We start from the raw sequence: 18,245 nt of genomic DNA, 5'->3' as shown, positions 1-18,245 counted from the left end.
TCCAGATTTATTCAGCAAGCCCTAAATATATTCACTTTTTCCGAAAGAAAATATAATAACCCTTCTCAGATATTCTGAGAAGGGTTATTAATTTTGTTAAGTTTGTTAAGGATAATTTAATATTTGAATCATGGAAAAAATTGGGGATGAAGTAATGTTGATATAGGTAAGCTGGCGTTAACAATTGTCGTTGTGACAAGGTAGGAGGCAGGGCAAGAAGAAGCAAGGGGGCAGGGAGCAGGGGGCAGGGAGCAGGGAGCAGGGAGCAGGGGAAAATTATTTGTATTTTCCCAATCACCAATCACCAATCACCAATCACCAATTAAGCAGAGCGGCACTCTAAATCAGGCATGGTTGTTATACTCAAGGTGTTATGGTTAGTCATGCAACTGAGTTGAATTTCTTCCAGTGCTTGACGTAAATCATCTCTGCTGCGGAAACCCTCAAGGCGTTGTCTGATCACACCTTTTTCAATTAGTAGTAAAGTTGGTAGTGATTTGAGACGATAGGTGGTAGATAGCTTGAAATTTTGATCAGCGTTAACCGCTACAAGTTTAATTCCGTTGTCGCACTGAGCTTGAAATTGCAGCAACAATGGGTGAATGATGCGACACAAGCCACACCAAGGAGCCTCGAAATTAACTAACACAGGAATTGGAGATTCTAAAACTTCTTGAGTAAATGTCCGCTCACTGACCGACAACACCATGACGCCTCTTGATTTATAAGGTTTTTATATCAAAGTAACCACCACTGATGTGAGTTGGCAAGTCAGTATCATTAGGAGTTGCTGACAAAAAAGCCAGCGCGATCAAATTCACGGTAGCTTTTTTGATGTTCAACTTCTGATTGCCGTTTCCTCCCGAAGAAAGTCAAGCGACCAGCAAATCCCAATATTCAATCTCAAACCGACTGAGGAAACCCACACTGACAGTTGGTTTATTTCATATTACATTGATTTAGTGGTATTTGATAAGCGGGAATTTTGATGAAATTAGTATTTTATGTTGATATTGGGGATCACTTAAAACTACCATGATATGCTACTGGTGGCTACGATTAATAGGGGATGAGACCACCAGAGTAAGGCTACAAAAATGGCAACTCCCAAGTAAGCTGGACGAATAAATTCTTGCCATTTCAGAGCTTGACGACCATCAAAAACTGCTTGAAAGGGAATAATTGAAGTGCGTTGTTTGACTACTTCAAAAGCTTCTCCATAGCGTTTGCTCAAACGGCGATCGCCATGCCAAACTCCAAATAAGTGATGTAGCACTAAACCCAAAGATGTAACAACAGTGAAGGTTGTACCTAGCCACAGAGTATGGGCAATACACCAAATAACTTGACCCACCATTTGCGGATGACGGGTAATACGAATAATACCTGTTTCATAAAGATGAACTTGGGGCTTTTGAATAGCCGCAATTTCTAGTAGATTGAAGGTAGCAGGATATAAAAATAAAAAGGAAATTGCTGATAGTACCCAAACTACTGGTTTCACACCCGGTATATCCTGTACTTGCCACAGTTGCCAACCATCATAACGGTGATTAAAAAAGTAAGTAATTAAGATCACTGCTAAGGGTAAACTAACTAATGCAAACAAAATGCGATACAACCTTGGTCCGATGTATTTTTCAGCCCAAGGACGCAAAGCAGCACCTCCGCTGTGGGCGATCGCAAAAACTAACTGTAACCCCAGCATCACAAGATGACTGCTGGTGAACCAAGGACTAGACATCATAGACACAACTCAATTTCCGATGAAAAATTCAAAATTGAAAATAAAAGCAGCTAATATTGGTAATTATCTTGACTAATAATCACTAGATGGTAAAAGCCAAGACAGTTGATTGCACCCTTAACAGTTTATACACAAGAGGATTTTTTGCAAGATGTTGTGTTAATTTCTTTTTCGGATCACGTTTTTAAATGTCATATTTAAATGTCATAGCAGTTTTCAGGATCATTAGGAGCAGTGTATATTTTGGAATCTTTGTCAAACAAGAGTTTTCCAAAGCTGACTACTGACTACTGACTGCTGACAGCTATTACAATGCCATAAATCATGCCTAGCCCAAAAGCTATAGACCTTGATTTATTTTTAAAGCTGCTCCTTCCCAAGTTTGTGGGTTAAGCCTTATGTCTGACCTTCCTTTCACTTTAGATCAGTTACGCATTCTCAAAGCGATCGCACAAGAAGGGAGCTTCAAACGCGCCGCTGATAGTCTTTACGTCTCTCAACCAGCAGTGAGTTTACAGGTGCAAAATCTGGAACGCCAACTGGATGTCCCCTTATTTGATCGGGGTGGAAGACGCGCTCAGTTAACCGAAGCTGGACATCTACTCCTTAGCTACGGTGAAAAAATTCTCAGTCTGTGTCAAGAAACTTGTCGCGCTATTGAGGATTTACAAAATCTCCAAGGTGGTACTCTAATTGTCGGTGCTTCTCAAACTACTGGTACTTATTTGTTACCGCGGATGATTGGGATGTTTCGTCAAAAATATCCCGATGTGGCGGTACAACTTCACGTCCACTCTACCCGTCGTACCGCTTGGAGTGTAGCTAACGGACAAGTTGATTTAGCTATCATCGGTGGTGAAATTCCCTCTGAACTAGCTGAATCTTTGGACATCGTTCCCTACGCAGAGGATGAACTGGCGCTGATTTTACCTACATTCCATCCCTTTGCTAAACTCGATACCATTCAAAAAGAAGACCTATATAAATTACAATTCATTGCTCTTGACTCCCAATCTACTATCCGCAAAGTCATTGATCAGGTACTAGCACGCTGTGATATTGATACCAGACGTTTTAAATTTGAAATGGAACTAAATTCCATTGAAGCAATTAAAAATGCTGTGCAATCAGGTTTGGGGGCGGCTTTTGTCTCTACTTCGGCGATCGCTAAAGAATTACAAATGGGTGTGCTACACTGTACACCTATTGAAGGTGTGGTTGTCAAACGGACTCTTTGGCTCATTGTTAATCCTAATCGCTATCGCTCTAAAGCCGCAGAAGCCTTTAGTCAGGAAATTTTACCCCAGTTTGCTACCCCTGGATGGGATGGAGATGCGTTAAAATTATCACAAAAAAATCTGATGTTAAGTACATTAGAAATAGATACATCAACGTCTATTTCATCTGATCCAGAGTAAATTTTTTGTCAGTAGTCAGTAGTCAGTAGTCAAAAGTGTAGATAGCTAATGACTAATGACTAATGACTGGTGACTCATGACTAACAACTAACATGGAAGTTTACTGCACTCGTCCCAACTGCCCCAGGCCAATCAATCATTTCGCGGATTTAGATGATGTTACAACTTTAAAAACAACCCAGCAAAAATACTGCATTAGTTGTGGTATGCCACTACTTTTAGATGGTCGCTATGTACCTACTCAGTTACTGGGTAAGGGCGGTTTTGGTGCCGCTTTTTTGGCACGCGATCGCCGTATTCCGGGAATGCGCTCCTGTGTGGTTAAGCAATTCCAACCTGCTGGGAATTTAACACCTACTCAACTACAACTAGCACAACAACTCTTTGAAAGAGAAGCAGAAGTTTTAGCGCAAATAGGCAATGAACATGAGCAAATTCCTGACTTATTTGCTTTCTTCCCTGTCTCTGTCTCCAGTTTACCACCAGGAAAACAAGAGCAGTTTTTTTACCTCGTTCAAGAATATATTGATGGACAAAATCTAGAAGAAGAATTACTCCAAGAAGGGAAATTTTCAGAAATCGGAGTTACACAAATACTCACGGAAATTCTCCCAGTTCTCACTTTTATCCACGATAAAGGCATTATTCACAGAGATATTAAACCCTCTAATATTATGCGTCGTCGGGATGGTAAATTATTCTTGTTAGATTTTGGTGCTGTAAAACAAGTTGCTAATGTTCCTGGTGCTTCTACTGCTTCTACGGGAATCTATTCTCTGGGTTTTGCACCACCAGAACAAATGTCAGGAAATCAAGTATTTCCTTCTACAGATTTATACGCTTTAGCTGTGACTGTGATTACTTTATTAACAGGAAAGGAAGCTGGTACACTTTTTGATTCCTATACTAATCAGTGGAAATGGCGGACACAAGTTACTGTTAATGACAGACTAGCTGATATTTTAGACAAAATGCTGCTCCCTGCGGCTAGTCAACGCTTTCAGTCAGCAGCAGAAGTTTTACAAGCTCTTTCTCCACCTGCTCCTAGTGTAATTCCTACAGCTTCACCTCCACAAATACAAACACCTCCATCAGTACCACAGGGACAAAAAATACAACCACATCCATCAACCCAACCTCCAACACCAATACCACCACCACTAAAACCAATTTCACTACAACCAAAATTTGCTACTTGGGAATTATTAGCTGGGGCAGCTTTTAGCGGATTTCAAGGAGCATTAATAGCGATCGCCCTTTTCAGCTTACTCAAAAACCCGATCATCACTATGGCTATTTCTGTTGTGATTTTGAGTGGTTTAATTTTTGCTCAAACTCAACGCTGGTTGGAAAAATTTGACTTATTAATTATCCCCGCAATTACTTTGGCAATTATATTTTTTATCCCCTTTTTACATGGTGGTATTGTTATTCAGAATGTGGTTATTTTAGCATTTGCTTCAGCTTTAATAGCTATTGCGGTAACATCAATATTTCGTTTGATTTATAAATTAATATCTTCAATAATTTAGATAGTTTGGTTTTTCAAAAGTCACTTAAAAACAAAGGAGTCAATTATGTTACAAAAAGAAGTTAAAGTATTACTATTATCCTTATTATTGACAAGCGGTGTACTAGGAATTGGTATATGGTTATTTTTAGGGCGAATTTTGCCAATAACTAGTGTGAACACATTAGAAAATAATCAGAAAAAAAACAATAATAATCAATCAGAAACATCAGTTAAAGAAAGAATTAGTTTTGGGGAAAAAATATTTAGCCCTGGAGAAGCTTCTGCATTTAAAACAGATGGGGCTAAAGCAATAGCTAATAAAAATTATCAACAAGCGATCGCCAAATTTACAGCATCTTTAAAATTCCAACCCAATGATCCAGAAGCACTAATATATCTGAATAACGCGCGGATTGGATCTAGCAAAAACTATACAATTGTGGCAACAATACCATTAGCCAATAATCCTAATACTGGTACTGGATTAGAAATACTACGAGGTATCGCTCAAGCCCAAGAGGAAATTAATAGTCAAGGAAAAATTAACGGAGCTTACTTAAAAGTCGGCATAGCTAACGATGATGATAAACCAGAAATATCTAAAGAAATTGCTAGTCACTTAGTCAAAAACCCAGAAGTATTAGGTGCAATCTGCTGTAGTAGTAGTAATGCAACATTAACGGCAGGTAAAGTTTATGATTCTGGAAAACTTGTTGCTATTTCCCCTAATAGCAGTTCTGTGAAAATTACCAACTTTAGCCCCTACATTTTTAGAACAGTTCCCAGTCATTTGATAACTACTAGAACCTTAGCAAATTACATGGTGAAAAACTTACAGAAGAAAAAAGCAGCAGTTTTCTTTAATTCTCAAAGTGATTATAGTCAGTCTCTAAAATCAGAGTTTGTTGCCTCTATTTTATTGGAAGGTGGAGAAGTATCTCAAGAATTTGATTTATCCAAAGCCGATTTTAGTGCTGCTTCCAGTGTGAAACAGGCAACTGAACAAGGGGCGCAAGTATTAATGTTAGCCGCTAACACAGGAATTGTAGACAAAGCATTGCAAGTAGTTCAGGTAAATCAACAGCGTCTAAAATTACTGGCTGGTAATGGTGTGTATACACTAAAAACCTTAGAAATTGGTAGAGAACAAGCAGTAGGAATGGTATTAGCAGTTCCCTGGCATATTCAAGGTAATCCCAAATCGGAATTTCCCAAAACATCCCGAAAATTATGGGGTGCTGATGTGAGTTGGCGTACTGCCCTAGCCTATGATGCTACAAAAGCCCTGATTGCTGCCTTAGGAAAAGATCCCACCCGTTCTGGTATTCAAAAAACTCTTGTATCTCCTGGATTTTCTGCTACAGGTGCTGGTGGGGAAATTCGCTTTTTACCATCAGGAGATAGAAACACCTCAGTCCAACTTGTAAAAATAGTCCCTGGTAGTCGATCTCGTACTGGCTATGACTTTGAGCCAATATCACCAAGAAATTAAATCAAGAATTAAACCGCGCTCAACAACGTGGATTCAAACTCAATCAAATTCCTGTAGCGATTGATGGGTTAGCTGTAGCCGTAAACCCGAACCTAAATATCCCAGGATTGACAATAGACCAGCTAAAATCCATCTACACAGGCAAGATTAATAATTGGAATCAAGTGGGTGGACTAAATCTACCAATTAAGGCATTTACACGCCGTGTTAGTGATGGTGGCACCGTTGAACTTTTTGTCCAAGACATTTTGGGTGGTCAAACTTTCAGTTCCCAAGTAGAGTTTGTCTTTACGACCACCCAAGCCTTAAAAAAGGCGGCTGATAGTCCTGGTGGCATCTATTACGCTTCTGCTCCGGAGGTTGTTCCTCAATGTTCTATTAGACCCTTACCTTTGGGACGCACGCCTGGGGAATACATTCCTCCTTATCAAGAACCATTGATTCTCCCTAATCAATGTCCTGAAAAACGGAATCAATTGAACATTCAGGCTTTTCAATCAGGAAAATACCCGATTACCCGGAATCTGTTTGTAGTGGTTAAACAGAATGGTCAAACTGGGGAGCAAGTCGGCGTTGCTTATGCTAACTTACTGCTAACAGAGCAGGGACAGGAACTAATTACCCAAACTGGGTTTGTTAAAATCCGCTGACACCTGCTAGTCATCGCTTCTAAAATTTCCAGAACCAGATTAAACACTTCACTTGGCTTGGTGAAAGTGTTTTAGCTCGCTCTGTTAATTGACTCTGCTGGCAAGCAAATCAGATTATCCCCTTGGGTGAGGATGAGTCCACGTTGACGCAATTTACCCATCAAGCGAGTAACGGTGACGCGGGTAGAACCAATGGCGCTACCAATTTGGGCATGGGTGAGAGGGAAAGGTAGGCAATAGCCGCGAATAACATCGGGATCGGTTTCGCTCATTGCTGGTTCTCCATATTCCTCAATTAACAAGGTGAGGAAACCTAGCAGTCGGTCAATTGTACGTCGTTGTCCTAAAGCACTTAGCCACAATAGCTTGCGCTGATGTTGATATCTAAAGGCATCCATGACTTCACGACGGAAGTGAGGCCAGTTATCCAAATCATGCCAGTACATCCACAGCACCGCAGTTTGGTCAACGTGGGCGTAAGCTTGGAGTGTAAAGGGGGACTGAGCGACGATTTCAAATGGTTGTCCTGCGCCCACAAAACCCAAAAAGGCTTCTTCAGGGGTTCTGTTAATGCGTCGAGATGTTAGCTGGCTGGCAGTAGCACTTACTTGGGCTGTTCCTACCATGCGGATTGCACCTCTCTGCACTAAATACAGCAATCCGGGTCTGGCGGGAATGCGCTCATCTTTGCTGAAGGTGCGGCAGCGGTAGTGTTCTTGCGCCCAGTCAAGAATTCGTTGCCAAGTTAAGAAAGGCCGTGATGCCTCGGAAAAAGAGGATTGAGATTGCATAGTTAACAAAGAGCGTTCGGCTAAAAACAAAGACTAAATAAAAAGGTGCAAGGAGTGTCTTTGTGTTAACAGGGTAGGCTGAACACCCAACAGTGTCAGCCATCCAAAGTGTAGAAAGCGAATTTTGCCCTCTACTCTTTTGTTATACTTCTTACTGTACAATGAGGGTAGTAAAGTTTACTAATCATTCATTGATTATTCACGAAATTTTATCCTACTCTCATTTTTCTTTACTTAGACTAAACTTCTATCTAAAGGTGGATGGAACAGGATAAAATCGTGATAACCGCAAAAGTTTGCTAAATAACTACGTGCAACATTGGCTACTATTTAAGAAGTATACCTCAATTAAACAAATAGTCTATATCCATTTAATAAATTTCCTCAGTGTTTATACCAAGGATGAGAAAATTCTATGGATAAAAAAGGGAAAACTGCCTCTATATCAAGGCACAGATGGTAAAAAAATTTTATATATTTCTAGTGTAGCTTTGCAACTTGCCTCATCTGATAATTCAAAAGTAACAGGTATTATCAGGGCGATTGCTGCTCATTTGGTAGCTTATGGTGAGCTTTTTCACGTTAAAGTTGTTCCTCCTGCTTTGATTCATATAGAACTGATTGATTCTACTTTGGCAGTTTGGTTACATAATCTAACAGTCGGTGAAACTAGCTTAGAAGGAATTGGAGGTGGGGGAGATGGGGAGACGGGAAGATGGCCAGATGGTGAGAATTACAACAATAAATTGTTTAAAATTCAATATGCCCATGCACGCTGCTGTTCATTATTGAGATTAGCTGATCGAGAGGGATTGATTCAACTGATAGATAATAGTACAGAAGTGCTAGGTTTGCTGTCTACCCAACCGATACCCTGGCTAGACTGTGATCAAAAATTGCGTCTTTATCAAGGGGATGAGGTGCGTCTGATGCACCTGTTGGTAAAAATGGTAGATGATTTGGTATTCCCTGATTCTAACACTTCAGTTAATTGGATGACAACTGCACTGAAATTGAGCGAAGCTTTTGAAAGTTTCTGGTGTAATTGTCGCATCTGGGGGGAAGTGAAAATTAATTCATTGGAGTTAGCTCAGGCTAGGTTAGGATTGCTGATTGTTACCCAGTTGGTTTTAAGGTCTGTATTAGAAAGTAAATTGGGAGTTTTTGCGCCTGTGGAGTTGTGATTGGGGACTGTTGACTGGGGAGCGTTGACTGGGGAGAATAAGATATTACTTCTTGCCTCATGACTCCTAACTCCGGTCTGGGCGAAGCATTCGAGCGAAGAATTATTAATTTTGATCACAGGTTATTTTCCTGTAAGGGCGAAGCATTCGAGCGAAGAATTATTAATTTTGATCACAGGTTATTTTCCTGTAAGGGCGAAGCATTCGAGCGAAAAATTATTAATTTTGATCACAGGTTATTTTCCTGTAAGGGCGAAGCATTCGAGCGAAAAATTATTAATTTTGATCACAGGTTATTTTCCGAATGCTTCGCCCCTACGACTCCTGAACTCCTGTGACTGCAATTGAAAAAATTTGACTATAGGTATTGACGCGATCTGTCTCCTGGGATATATTAGCTGGTGTGTGAGGAGCGAACCAGCAAGGACACCGAGACGAAACACGGCCAGTCGTCGGTGTCCTTTCTGATGTTTGGGTATGATTCAGGATTCAGGAGTCAGGAGTCAGGAGTCAGAAAGTAGGGGAGGAAAGATTTTTCCTAGTCACCAGTCACCAGTCCCCAGTTACCTGTTAAAGTAAGAATTTTTCTATGGCGATCGCTACTCCATCATGTTCTACACTGGCTGTCACCCACGTTGCTATCGCTTTTACTGGTTCTGGTGCGCTTCCCATTGCGACACCTATTCCCGCATATTCCAACATTTCTACATCATTAAAGTTATCCCCAATAGTCATTACTTGACTGCTTTCTATTCCTAACATTTCTTCTGCAAGGTAACGGACAGCAGTACCTTTGTTAACAAAAGGATTTGCTACTTCTAGGAAAGTTGCGACAGAAGTTGTCATGTATAATTCTGCGGGTGTGTATTGTAAACGTAAATCACCCATCATTTTTCTAATCAAATCTACTTTATTACATAAGGCTAAAACCTTAGTCGGGATGTTATCAGTTAATACTTGCCGCAAATCACCCACAGGAAGAGGAATAACACCACAGCGTTGAGAATAGTCTGCTGTATCTGTAGTTATTTCTCGCACGTAGAGTTGATCATTAATATAGAAATGGACTGAAAGAAGCGATCGCCATTGTGGTTGTTCAAAGTAATCTAATAATTGATAAGCAATTTCCTTGGTTACAGTTAAATGACGGTGCAGTTTACCACTATTGGGATCTTGAATCCAAGCACCCTGATAAGCTACCAATGGTAAATTAGACTGAATATCTTCATGAAAGCGCAAAGCTGAACAATACATTCTACCCGTAGCTATAGCTACTTGAATACCTTTAGCTTGGACTGCTTTAATAGCTTGCTGTACAGTGTCACTGACTTGGTTGTCATGGCCAGCGATCGTACCATCTATATCTAGTACCAGTAGCTTAATATCTTTTTTATTTTCAGCCTGATTGTTGATAGATGTCATAAGATGAGCAGATACATTATTTAATAATCGTCCCAGTAAGAGAGTAACAGGCGATCAGCAATAGTTAAAATAGGCTATGTTCCCAAACTCGACTAATTCAGTGATTTCAGATTCTGCAACTACAACCAATCCTACTATTATCCTTGTAGATGGACATTCTTTAGCTTTTCGTTCCTACTTCGCTTTTGCTAAAGGTAGAGATGGCGGGCTGCGTACAAAAACAGGTATTCCTACCAGCGTATGTTTTGGTTTTATTAAATGTTTATTAGAAGTATTAAAAAGCGAAAATCCACAAGCAATAGCAGTAGCGTTTGATTTAGCAGCGCCTACATTTCGCCATGAAGCAGATGATAATTATAAAGCGGGAAGAGCAGAAACACCGGAAGATTTTATTCCCGATGTAGAAAACCTGAATGATTTATTAACAGCTTTAAATATACCGATTATTACACAACCAGGTTATGAAGCAGATGATGTATTAGGAACTTTAGCCGAAAAAGCTGCTGCTGCTGGTTATCGAGTGAAGATTTTATCAGGAGATAGGGATTTATTTCAACTAATTGATGAAAAAAAAGGGATTACAGTTTTAAATTTTAGTCCTGAAGCTTTAAAACGTTCTACCAATAGTATCACGGAATTTCAAGCAGCACAAGTTCAAGAAAAGTTAGGTGTTTTCCCTACACAAATTGTAGATTTTAAAGCCCTTTGCGGGGATAAATCTGATAATATTCCTGGAGTTAAAGGAATTGGGGAAAAAACAGCAGTAAAATTATTAAATACTTATCATTCTTTAGATGAAATTTACGCTAAAATAGATGAAATAACAGGTGCAAATCATCAAAAATTAATTGCAGGTAAAGAAGATGCACTGCATTCTCAATATTTAGCCAAAATAGTTGTAGATGTACCTTTAGAAGTTAATTTAGAAGATTGTCATTTAAAGGGTTTTGATACTGCTAATTTAATTCCCATTTTAGAGAAATTAGAATTTAAGAAATTCTTAGAACAAATCAACGAACTCCAAGCAAAATTCGGGGGAGAAGTTACAGAAACCAAAACCGAAACTATCAAAAATAACCAGATTAATATTGCATCTGAAGAAGATAATGAAGTATGGTTTTTTAGTGCGGAAGATACAGCGAATGCTGAAAAATATCATCATGAAAAAATGCCAATTCGGATTATTGATACAACAGAAAAATTAGAGGATTTAGTGAGCATTTTAGAAAAATGTACTAACCCAAAAAAAACCGTTGCGTGGGATACAGAAACTACAGATTTAGAACCAAGAGATGCAGCTTTAGTAGGAATCGGTTGTTGTTGGGGAACAGGAGAAAATGAAGTTGCTTATATTCCCGTTGGTCATAAAATAGGCAATAGTGGCAATAATTTACAGTTAGATGTAGTATTATCAAAACTACGTCCAATTTTAGAAAATGCAGATTATCCGAAAACATTTCAAAATGCCAAATTTGATAGATTAATTTTCAAATGTCAGGGAATTAATTTAACAGGGGTGGTATTTGATACTATGTTAGCAAGTTATTTGCTAAATCCCGATAATACCCATAATTTAAGTGATTTATCTTTAAGATATTTGGGATTACAACTCACAGAATATAATGATATTGTACCCAAAGCAGGGAAAAAAGAACCACAAAAAACTATTGCTGATATTGGCATAAATACAGTAGCATATTATTGTGGAACTCAAGTTTATGCCACATTTCAATTAGTTGATAAATTGCGAAATGAATTAAATCAAATACCAGCATTAGAGAAATTATTGCTAGAGGTAGAACAACCCCTAGAAACAGTTTTAGCAGAAATGGAATATACAGGGGTGAGAATTAATTCCGGTTATTTACAAGAATTGTCTCAGTTGTTAGAATCAGATTTAGCAGTTTTAGAAACAAAAGCAATAGAAATTGCTGGAGAAACATTTAATTTAGGTTCTCCTAAACAATTGAGTTATATTTTGTTTGACAAACTCGCTTTAAGTACCAAATATTCCCGCAAAATTCAAACTGGTTATTCTACCGATGCTGCAACTTTAGAAAAACTCCAAGAAGTTGATACCACAGGTTTGGTTGATGCGATTATTGAATATCGAACTTTATCAAAATTAAAATCTACCTATGTAGATGCTTTACCAGCATTAGTACATCCCAAAAGTCAACGGTTACATACTGATTTTAATCAAACTGTAACTGCAACAGGTAGGTTATCTTCTTCTAATCCTAATTTACAAAATATTCCCATTCGTACCGCTTTTAGTAGACAAATTAGAAAAGCGTTTTTACCCCAATCTGGTTGGTTAATGGTTGCTGCTGACTATTCACAAATTGAGTTAAGAATTTTAGCACATTTGAGTCAAGAACCTGTATTAATTCAAGCTTATCAAAATAACGAGGATATTCATACAGTAACAGCAAAATTAGTCTTTGAAAAAGATGAAGTGACATCAGAAGAAAGACGTTTTGCGAAAACAATTAATTTTGGTGTAATTTACGGAATGGGTTATTTAAAATTTTCCCGTTCTACAGGTGTGGATAAGAATACTGCAAATGAATTTATTAAGAGATTTAATGAACGATATCCCCAAGTATTTAAATATTTGGAGGGTGTAAAAAAACAAGCTATTGCTCAAGGATATGTAGAAACAATTTTGGGAAGAAGACGTTATTTTGATTTTACTACTAAAACCTTGAAAGAGTTAAGAGGTAGAAATTTAGAAGATATTGATTTGAGTAAGTTGAAAAATTTGGGTGCTTATGATGCGGGGTTATTGCGTTCTGCTGCAAATGCACCAATTCAAGGTTCGAGTGCGGATATTATTAAAATTGCAATGGTTAGAATACATGAAGTTTTAAGAAGATATCAAGCGCGGTTGTTGTTACAGGTACATGATGAATTAGTGTTTGAAGTTCCTCCCCAAGAATGGGAAGAATTGCAATTACAAATTAAGTCGGTGATGGAAAATGCGGTGAGTTTAAGTGTTCCTTTGGTTGTTGATGTGCGTGCGGGTGATAATTGGATGGAGACGAAGTAGTGTTGCAGCCGTAAAACAAATATCTGAACATTATTGCTATATAGTATTCCTACTTTAAAAACTCCATCACTTCTTGTAGAACATCAGCTATATGTGGCTTTTCGCAAGCAATTACATTGCCAAAAAGATGTTTATGGTGGGGGAAACTAGGCAAGTTGGGAAAGTGTGGTGTACTGTCATAACGAAAAATTAGACTATTTTGCTCATCTTGAAAGTGATAGCGGTAATCAACATATTCAATCTGATTATTTACAACAACAAATGCTTCACTAACTGCTAGTAAATATTTAATTGCAAAACGTATTCTAATACGGAGATTAGCACGCTCTGGCGTTAAAATTACCGCACTATACTCCTCAATATATACGTTAGAGCAATTAATTAAAAGTTGCTCAACTTCATCTAAATACCCTTGGATAATTTTACGCGACATCTTGGAGTTTGCTGGTTATTTCTTGGTGTAAAGCTAGATAATGCTGATAATTTCCTGCCCATTCGACAAACACTTCATCATCAGAAGTTTCTCCCTGGCTATATTTGGCAAAAAAATCTTCTGAACTCATTTGGTACTTGATTTCATAAACATTTAACTGTTTGGTAAGGGCAATCAACGCATCTAGTGGAGATGTATATTCGATAACTTGTTTACGCATTTATTTATCTGTTTAATTTAGTTAACTTAATTATAAGAGTTTGTTTGAAAAGTGTCTTATAGTGTATCAAATATCTTTACTACTATTTTACAAAAGGTGAAGGGGTAGCAATGTGATAAAAATGACGGTATACCAATCTTAAAACATTCTCTAAGGACAAAGAAAGCATTTCGTTAATTATACAGACTCTATTTTCCAAAAAAATTTTTAACGATCCGCTTCGCTACGCTGAAAAAAATAAAAAAGAAAAAGTGCAAAGCGAAAAAGAAGAAAAGTATAAAAGGCTACTGAAGAATCCTCCCAACCTCACAGACTACAGGAAAACCAATATTTGGGCTATATGATTAATTCCTATTCAAATAGACGTAATATCACTGAGATTTACAAAATTTACGCTGGCCATCAAGTTCTGGATGTTGCCAAGAATAGGCAAAATGACTAACTGCATTAATTTGAGGTGCAAATCTCCTTAAAGCTGCCATTTGTTGTTCTAAGGGTGGACGGCCTGTTATTGGTTCTCCCCATTTACCAGCTAAAGCAGGAATAACTTTTGTACCTGGTTGCGCCATACTTAAAACTCTTTGCAATTGGTCCATAATACAATTAGCATTTCCACAAGTCGCATAGGACATAGGATGCCATTCTAAAGTATTAGGAAATCTATCCCAAGGTTGTAAACGGGAATCATAACCTTTTCCTATTGTTTGATTACCTTCTGGGAAAAATACTACTCCCGCTGGAATATTATTTTGTGTGGCTGGATAACTAGCTAGGGCAACAAAATCTAATATACCTTGCATGGCGTGAGCAACTGCCAAAAGCCATAAATCTGTTTGTAAAATTGGTTGTTTATCGTTTGCTGTGAGTAATGATTTTTCTGCAACTGGAGGAATACGACCTTCCCACATTGGTTCATCTTCTTGGGGATAAAGTTGATCAACTTCTCCTACATCTCCTGCTGTGATGTATCCTTTACTTAAAAACCGGCGAATTAATTCTAGTCCTTTATTATTTTTGGCACGACGCAATAAAGCTTCTTGAATTGCCGGAGTAAATAACCATAAATCGCCAACTTTTGTAGCTATGGAATCAGTTCCAGCTTGTCGGGGATAGCGTACATAGTCTAATAATAAGCCATCAGGACGACGACGCATTATTTCTTGTACCATGCGGTAAAAATCGGTTTTTGCTTGGGTGTTATAGGGGTCTACAAATACTTGGGAACGGTTATCTACAACTTCTATGCTAGTTTGACCTTTTCCATTACGAGCGATCGCATCTTTTCTACTCTCAATTTGACCATAAGTGTAGCCAAAATTTATTGTAAACATCCAAGCATAAACTTTTAATCCTCTTGCTTGTCCTTTTTTAATTCCTTCAGCTAATAAATCGACTTTTTCTTTACCAGGAGTGCGAACTACAGATGGCCAAACTGTGGGATTATTTGCTACTGGTAACAATACCTGTCCATCATAAAATGCTTCTAAATAAACTTGGTTATAGCCACTATTGACTATATGATCCATTATCTGATCAATTGCTCCTGGCTGAGAGTCACAGGGATACAAACGTAACCAGATAGCTTGAGTTTGTGGCCAATTTTGACGGCGACAATTTTGTAATTCTTCTGCGTGTTCTTTGAGGATTTTTTGATAACGACTTTGAGCGTCTTTATTGCCTTTAATGGCTGATAAACGTAGTTCTTCTTTTTGTTTAACTGCTTTTGGTGATAATTGACATAACTCCATTACTTGTGCTGCTGCTGGTTGAGTGCTAAAGTTAGGAATTAACATACTACTGCTAAACAAAACAGCAAATAGACTGCGACGCAATAATCTTGGTGTGGGAAAGTTGAAAGGAGTTTTGTACATATTTCTTAATTAACCTTAATTGATCTATCTTTTGCTAAATTTCTTACTTAATTAATGTATGGCAACAGGAAAAATTTATTTAAGGAGTCGTAGGGGCGAAGCATTCGGACAATAACCTGTGATCAAAATTGATAATTTATCGGCCGAATGCTTCGCCCTTACAGGAAAATTGTGATCACAATTGATAATTTATCACCCGAATGCTGATGCTTCCAGCACGCTTCGCAAACGCTCTTACAGGACAATAACCTGTGATCAAAATTGATAATTTATCGCCTGAATGCTTCGCCCGTATAGGAGAAATATTCATGAATCTAGAGAAATTTTTGCATAAAAAGCAGGCCAAGCCTGCTATTAAGAATATTTGAAAATTATCAACTTTTGCCTAATAATTAACCACCACGGTTAACGACCGCTTCAACACGAGCAAATTCTTGTTCTAGGCGATTTTTCAGCTTTTCAGGTATGGGACGGTTAGGGTAGGAACTGTAATGTCCAGCTAAAGCGTTCAGGGCGGTTCTCATGGTTGTAAAGGAACTCAAGCCAGAAACGGCATTGGATCTTTGATAACGTGCAGAAAAGTCATTGATTTTTTGACGTGCTTCTGCTTGTATTGCTGCTTTATTAGGATCATCTGGTGATAATTCTACGGCTTGTTTTAAGACTTTGACTACGGCCAAGGTGTCTTGACGATAATCTCCGGTTAAGCCGTCTGGACTGCCAGAACAACCCATTAAACCGATGGTGACTACTAAAAGTAGTGCCAGCAGACGCGACCAATAATGCTTCATATCCATTAATTAAATACGTAAATCACAGTCCATCGTATCAGGGAATAGGGGACTGGTGACTGGTGACTGGTGACTGGGTAATGAGTAATTACTTATATTTTTTATTTTTCCCAATCACCAATCCCTAATCACCAATCACCTCATATAAAGTATTCCGTTGTTGATAAGGTCTGTTGAGGGAGGCGATCGCACTTTGCAGGGTTTCTACTTCCATGCACGTACCACCGATAGCCCCGGCCATTGTGGTAATGTGTTCTTCCATCAAAGTACCGCCAATATCGTTACAACCCCAAGTTAAGGCTTCTGTTGCACCAGCTAACCCTAGTTTCACCCAACTCGGTTGATGGTTAGGGATGCAGTTTCCTAAGAATATCCGCGCTACCGCAGTTAGTAACAGCGCATCTGCTAAGACTGGTTGATCTCTTCCTACTCGACGACGTAAGGATTTAGGTGCTTCTTGACCCACAAAGGGTAATAAAATAAATTCTGTAATTTTGGCTGGGTATCCTTTTTCTAAGGCTGTTTGTTGCAGCGATCGCAATTTTTCTAAATGTCCTATTTGCTGTTCCGGTGTTTCAATATGCCCCGATAACATGGTACTCGTAGTTGGTACACCTAATTTGTGCGCTGTACTGACAATTTCTAACCAAGTTGCAGTATCTATTTTTTCAGGACATAATACTTTTCTCACTTGATCATCTAACACCTCGGCTGCTGTTCCTGGCATTGAACCCACACCCGCATCACGTAAAGCTTCTATGACATGAGTATAGGAAATTCCGTCAACTCTAGCAATAAACTGGATTTCCTGGGGCGAAAAGGCGTGTAAATGTAGCTGGGGAAACTCTTGTTTAATGGTTTCTACCAATTTAATGTAATAAGGTAAGGATTTACCGTTAATTTGTGCTTGTGGGTTTAATCCCCCTTGCATACAGATTTCTTTAGCCCCTCGACGCACTGCATCTGTAGATTTTTCTAAAATCTGCGCCCAATCTAACCAGTAAGCATCCGTATCACCATCATCCCTTCTGAATGCACAAAAACTACAGTGCTGTTCACAAATGTTAGTAAAATTAATGTTACGGTTGATTACGTAAGTAACAGTCTCACCAGCTTGTTTTTGTCGCAGTTTGTCAGCAGTTTCCCGAATAGTATTTACAGATTCCTGGTCAGTTTGGTTTAATAAAACTACTGCCTCAGATGGTGATATATTAAACCCTAGCAAGGAACACTCAAGAATAGAATCCAAGGTTATATTAGTCACAGCTATTTAAAATTTTATTAATGTATGAATGGAATGAATTAAAAGCTAACTTACTATTTTAATGCTTTGGCTATATGTTAAATTGGTTTTTAAGAGGTTTTCTAAAAAGTTGAGGGCTAACGCTATAGGCGAATATAAATCGCTACCACACAAACAAAATTCACCAGTAAACTAAGGAAAAATTAGGGGTTTCAAACCTGTATAAGTAGCTTTGGCTGTGTAGATGTAATTTCTCATCACCCAAGTGAGACTTTTTAAACATCCTCCAAACGTCTGTTTTATTGTGCATGAGTACCTTTTATCTACCTAAATAAATAATTTCAGATATCAAACCGGATGCCTATAGTTTTTGCAAATAAAATAAATAAAATAATTAATTTTTTAGACTAAAATATTT

Annotated in this window: 15 protein-coding genes and 1 pseudogene; 7 read left to right on the top strand and 9 right to left on the bottom strand. The window is 38.3% G+C overall.

Going from position 1 to position 18,245, the window contains the following annotated elements:
* Nucleotides 1-322: 322 nt before the first annotated feature.
* Together H6F47_RS07150 and H6F47_RS07145 are read right to left on the bottom strand one after the other, a co-directional pair.
* Complete coding sequence (locus H6F47_RS07150; protein ID WP_096570599.1) at nucleotides 323-709, bottom strand: thioredoxin family protein; 387 nt, start codon at nucleotides 707-709, stop codon at nucleotides 323-325.
* A 321-nt stretch (nucleotides 710-1,030) separates the two neighbouring features.
* On the bottom strand, nucleotides 1,031-1,747 hold the full coding sequence (locus tag H6F47_RS07145; protein WP_190346869.1) for an NnrU family protein: 717 nt from the start codon (nucleotides 1,745-1,747) through the stop codon (nucleotides 1,031-1,033).
* Between the two features lie 398 nt (nucleotides 1,748-2,145).
* Between H6F47_RS07145 and H6F47_RS07140 the strand changes: the two genes are divergently transcribed.
* The 4 genes and pseudogenes from H6F47_RS07140 to H6F47_RS07125 all read left to right on the top strand — a co-directional run.
* Nucleotides 2,146-3,165, top strand: a complete 1,020-nt coding sequence (locus H6F47_RS07140) for a LysR family transcriptional regulator (RefSeq protein ID WP_137667102.1) — start codon at nucleotides 2,146-2,148, stop codon at nucleotides 3,163-3,165.
* 92 nt (nucleotides 3,166-3,257) lie between these two features.
* Nucleotides 3,258-4,697: a serine/threonine-protein kinase gene (locus H6F47_RS07135; RefSeq protein WP_190648191.1), complete on the top strand. Its 1,440-nt coding sequence runs from the start codon at nucleotides 3,258-3,260 to the stop codon at nucleotides 4,695-4,697.
* Nucleotides 4,698-4,742: 45 nt separating this feature from the next.
* On the top strand, nucleotides 4,743-6,170 hold the full coding sequence (locus H6F47_RS07130) for an ABC transporter substrate-binding protein (RefSeq protein ID WP_190648188.1): 1,428 nt from the start codon (nucleotides 4,743-4,745) through the stop codon (nucleotides 6,168-6,170).
* A pseudogene (locus tag H6F47_RS07125) lies at nucleotides 6,167-6,820 on the top strand (substrate-binding domain-containing protein); the annotation flags it as partial. The gene H6F47_RS07130 and the pseudogene H6F47_RS07125, both read left to right, overlap by 4 nt.
* Nucleotides 6,821-6,891: 71 nt before the next feature.
* Here the strand turns inward: H6F47_RS07125 and H6F47_RS07120 are convergent.
* Entirely contained in the window at nucleotides 6,892-7,611 is a 720-nt protein-coding gene (locus tag H6F47_RS07120; RefSeq protein WP_096572776.1) for a Crp/Fnr family transcriptional regulator, read from the bottom strand.
* Nucleotides 7,612-7,907: 296 nt separating this feature from the next.
* Between H6F47_RS07120 and H6F47_RS07115 the strand changes: the two genes are divergently transcribed.
* Together H6F47_RS07115 and H6F47_RS27580 are read left to right on the top strand one after the other, a co-directional pair.
* Nucleotides 7,908-8,795 carry a DALR anticodon-binding domain-containing protein gene (locus tag H6F47_RS07115; RefSeq protein WP_199291090.1) on the top strand — a complete coding sequence of 296 codons (888 nt, stop codon included), beginning with the start codon at nucleotides 7,908-7,910 and terminating at the stop codon, nucleotides 8,793-8,795.
* A gap of 111 nt (nucleotides 8,796-8,906) precedes the next feature.
* A complete protein-coding gene (locus H6F47_RS27580; protein ID WP_206755138.1) occupies nucleotides 8,907-9,143 on the top strand; it encodes a hypothetical protein in 237 nt (78 codons plus the stop codon).
* 222 nt (nucleotides 9,144-9,365) lie between these two features.
* Here H6F47_RS27580 and H6F47_RS07110 read toward each other — a convergent pair whose 3' ends face one another.
* The gene (locus H6F47_RS07110) at nucleotides 9,366-10,217 is read right to left on the bottom strand and encodes a Cof-type HAD-IIB family hydrolase (RefSeq protein WP_190648185.1); all 852 of its coding nucleotides are present in this window, start codon (nucleotides 10,215-10,217) and stop codon (nucleotides 9,366-9,368) included.
* 76 nt (nucleotides 10,218-10,293) lie between these two features.
* Here H6F47_RS07110 and polA point away from each other — a divergent pair, with 76 nt between their 5' ends.
* Nucleotides 10,294-13,269 (top strand): DNA polymerase I, encoded by a 2,976-nt coding sequence (polA, locus tag H6F47_RS07105; RefSeq protein WP_190648183.1) that lies wholly within the window; start codon nucleotides 10,294-10,296, stop codon nucleotides 13,267-13,269.
* A gap of 49 nt (nucleotides 13,270-13,318) precedes the next feature.
* On the opposite strand, the gene tumE is transcribed toward polA, so the two are convergent.
* The 5 genes from tumE to cofH all read right to left on the bottom strand — a co-directional run bounded on the left by tumE (nucleotide 13,319) and on the right by cofH (nucleotide 17,848).
* Complete coding sequence (gene tumE / locus H6F47_RS07100; RefSeq protein WP_190648181.1) at nucleotides 13,319-13,702, bottom strand: toxin TumE; 384 nt, start codon at nucleotides 13,700-13,702, stop codon at nucleotides 13,319-13,321.
* Entirely contained in the window at nucleotides 13,692-13,922 is a 231-nt protein-coding gene (tumA, locus tag H6F47_RS07095) for an antitoxin TumA (RefSeq protein WP_027401476.1), read from the bottom strand. Before tumA ends, tumE begins: the two co-directional genes overlap by 11 nt.
* A gap of 371 nt (nucleotides 13,923-14,293) precedes the next feature.
* Entirely contained in the window at nucleotides 14,294-15,793 is a 1,500-nt protein-coding gene (locus H6F47_RS07090) for a family 10 glycosylhydrolase (RefSeq protein ID WP_190648179.1), read from the bottom strand.
* A gap of 392 nt (nucleotides 15,794-16,185) precedes the next feature.
* Nucleotides 16,186-16,584, bottom strand: coding sequence for a photosystem II protein Psb27 (gene psb27, locus H6F47_RS07085; protein WP_190346867.1), 399 nt, complete (start codon nucleotides 16,582-16,584; stop codon nucleotides 16,186-16,188).
* Nucleotides 16,585-16,708: 124 nt separating this feature from the next.
* Nucleotides 16,709-17,848, bottom strand: a complete 1,140-nt coding sequence (gene cofH / locus H6F47_RS07080; protein ID WP_137667093.1) for a 7,8-didemethyl-8-hydroxy-5-deazariboflavin synthase subunit CofH — start codon at nucleotides 17,846-17,848, stop codon at nucleotides 16,709-16,711.
* Between the last annotated feature and the right edge of the window lie 397 nt (nucleotides 17,849-18,245).

It is taken from the genome of Sphaerospermopsis sp. FACHB-1094, assembly GCF_014696195.1.
In the GTDB taxonomy this organism is placed as follows: Bacteria; Cyanobacteriota; Cyanobacteriia; order Cyanobacteriales; family Nostocaceae; genus Sphaerospermopsis; species Sphaerospermopsis kisseleviana.
The sequence above is the reverse complement of the archived record's forward strand: the minus strand, read 5'-3'. Positions and strand labels throughout refer to the sequence as shown.

What these genes read in the sequence shown, in the direction of transcription:
- H6F47_RS07140 (WP_137667102.1), top strand. Translation starts at nt 2,146, where the DNA reads ATGTCTGACCTTCCTTTCACTTTAGATCAGTTACGCATTCTCAAAGCG.
- H6F47_RS07135 (WP_190648191.1), top strand. Translation starts at nt 3,258, where the DNA reads ATGGAAGTTTACTGCACTCGTCCCAACTGCCCCAGGCCAATCAATCAT.
- H6F47_RS07110 (WP_190648185.1), bottom strand. Translation starts at nt 10,217, where the DNA reads ATGACATCTATCAACAATCAGGCTGAAAATAAAAAAGATATTAAGCTA.
- H6F47_RS07120 (WP_096572776.1), bottom strand. Translation starts at nt 7,611, where the DNA reads ATGCAATCTCAATCCTCTTTTTCCGAGGCATCACGGCCTTTCTTAACT.
- polA (WP_190648183.1), top strand. Translation starts at nt 10,294, where the DNA reads ATGTTCCCAAACTCGACTAATTCAGTGATTTCAGATTCTGCAACTACA.
- H6F47_RS07150 (WP_096570599.1), bottom strand. Translation starts at nt 709, where the DNA reads ATGGTGTTGTCGGTCAGTGAGCGGACATTTACTCAAGAAGTTTTAGAA.
- tumA (WP_027401476.1), bottom strand. Translation starts at nt 13,922, where the DNA reads ATGCGTAAACAAGTTATCGAATATACATCTCCACTAGATGCGTTGATT.
- H6F47_RS07090 (WP_190648179.1), bottom strand. Translation starts at nt 15,793, where the DNA reads ATGTACAAAACTCCTTTCAACTTTCCCACACCAAGATTATTGCGTCGC.
- psb27 (WP_190346867.1), bottom strand. Translation starts at nt 16,584, where the DNA reads ATGAAGCATTATTGGTCGCGTCTGCTGGCACTACTTTTAGTAGTCACC.
- tumE (WP_190648181.1), bottom strand. Translation starts at nt 13,702, where the DNA reads ATGTCGCGTAAAATTATCCAAGGGTATTTAGATGAAGTTGAGCAACTT.
- H6F47_RS07130 (WP_190648188.1), top strand. Translation starts at nt 4,743, where the DNA reads ATGTTACAAAAAGAAGTTAAAGTATTACTATTATCCTTATTATTGACA.
- H6F47_RS07145 (WP_190346869.1), bottom strand. Translation starts at nt 1,747, where the DNA reads ATGATGTCTAGTCCTTGGTTCACCAGCAGTCATCTTGTGATGCTGGGG.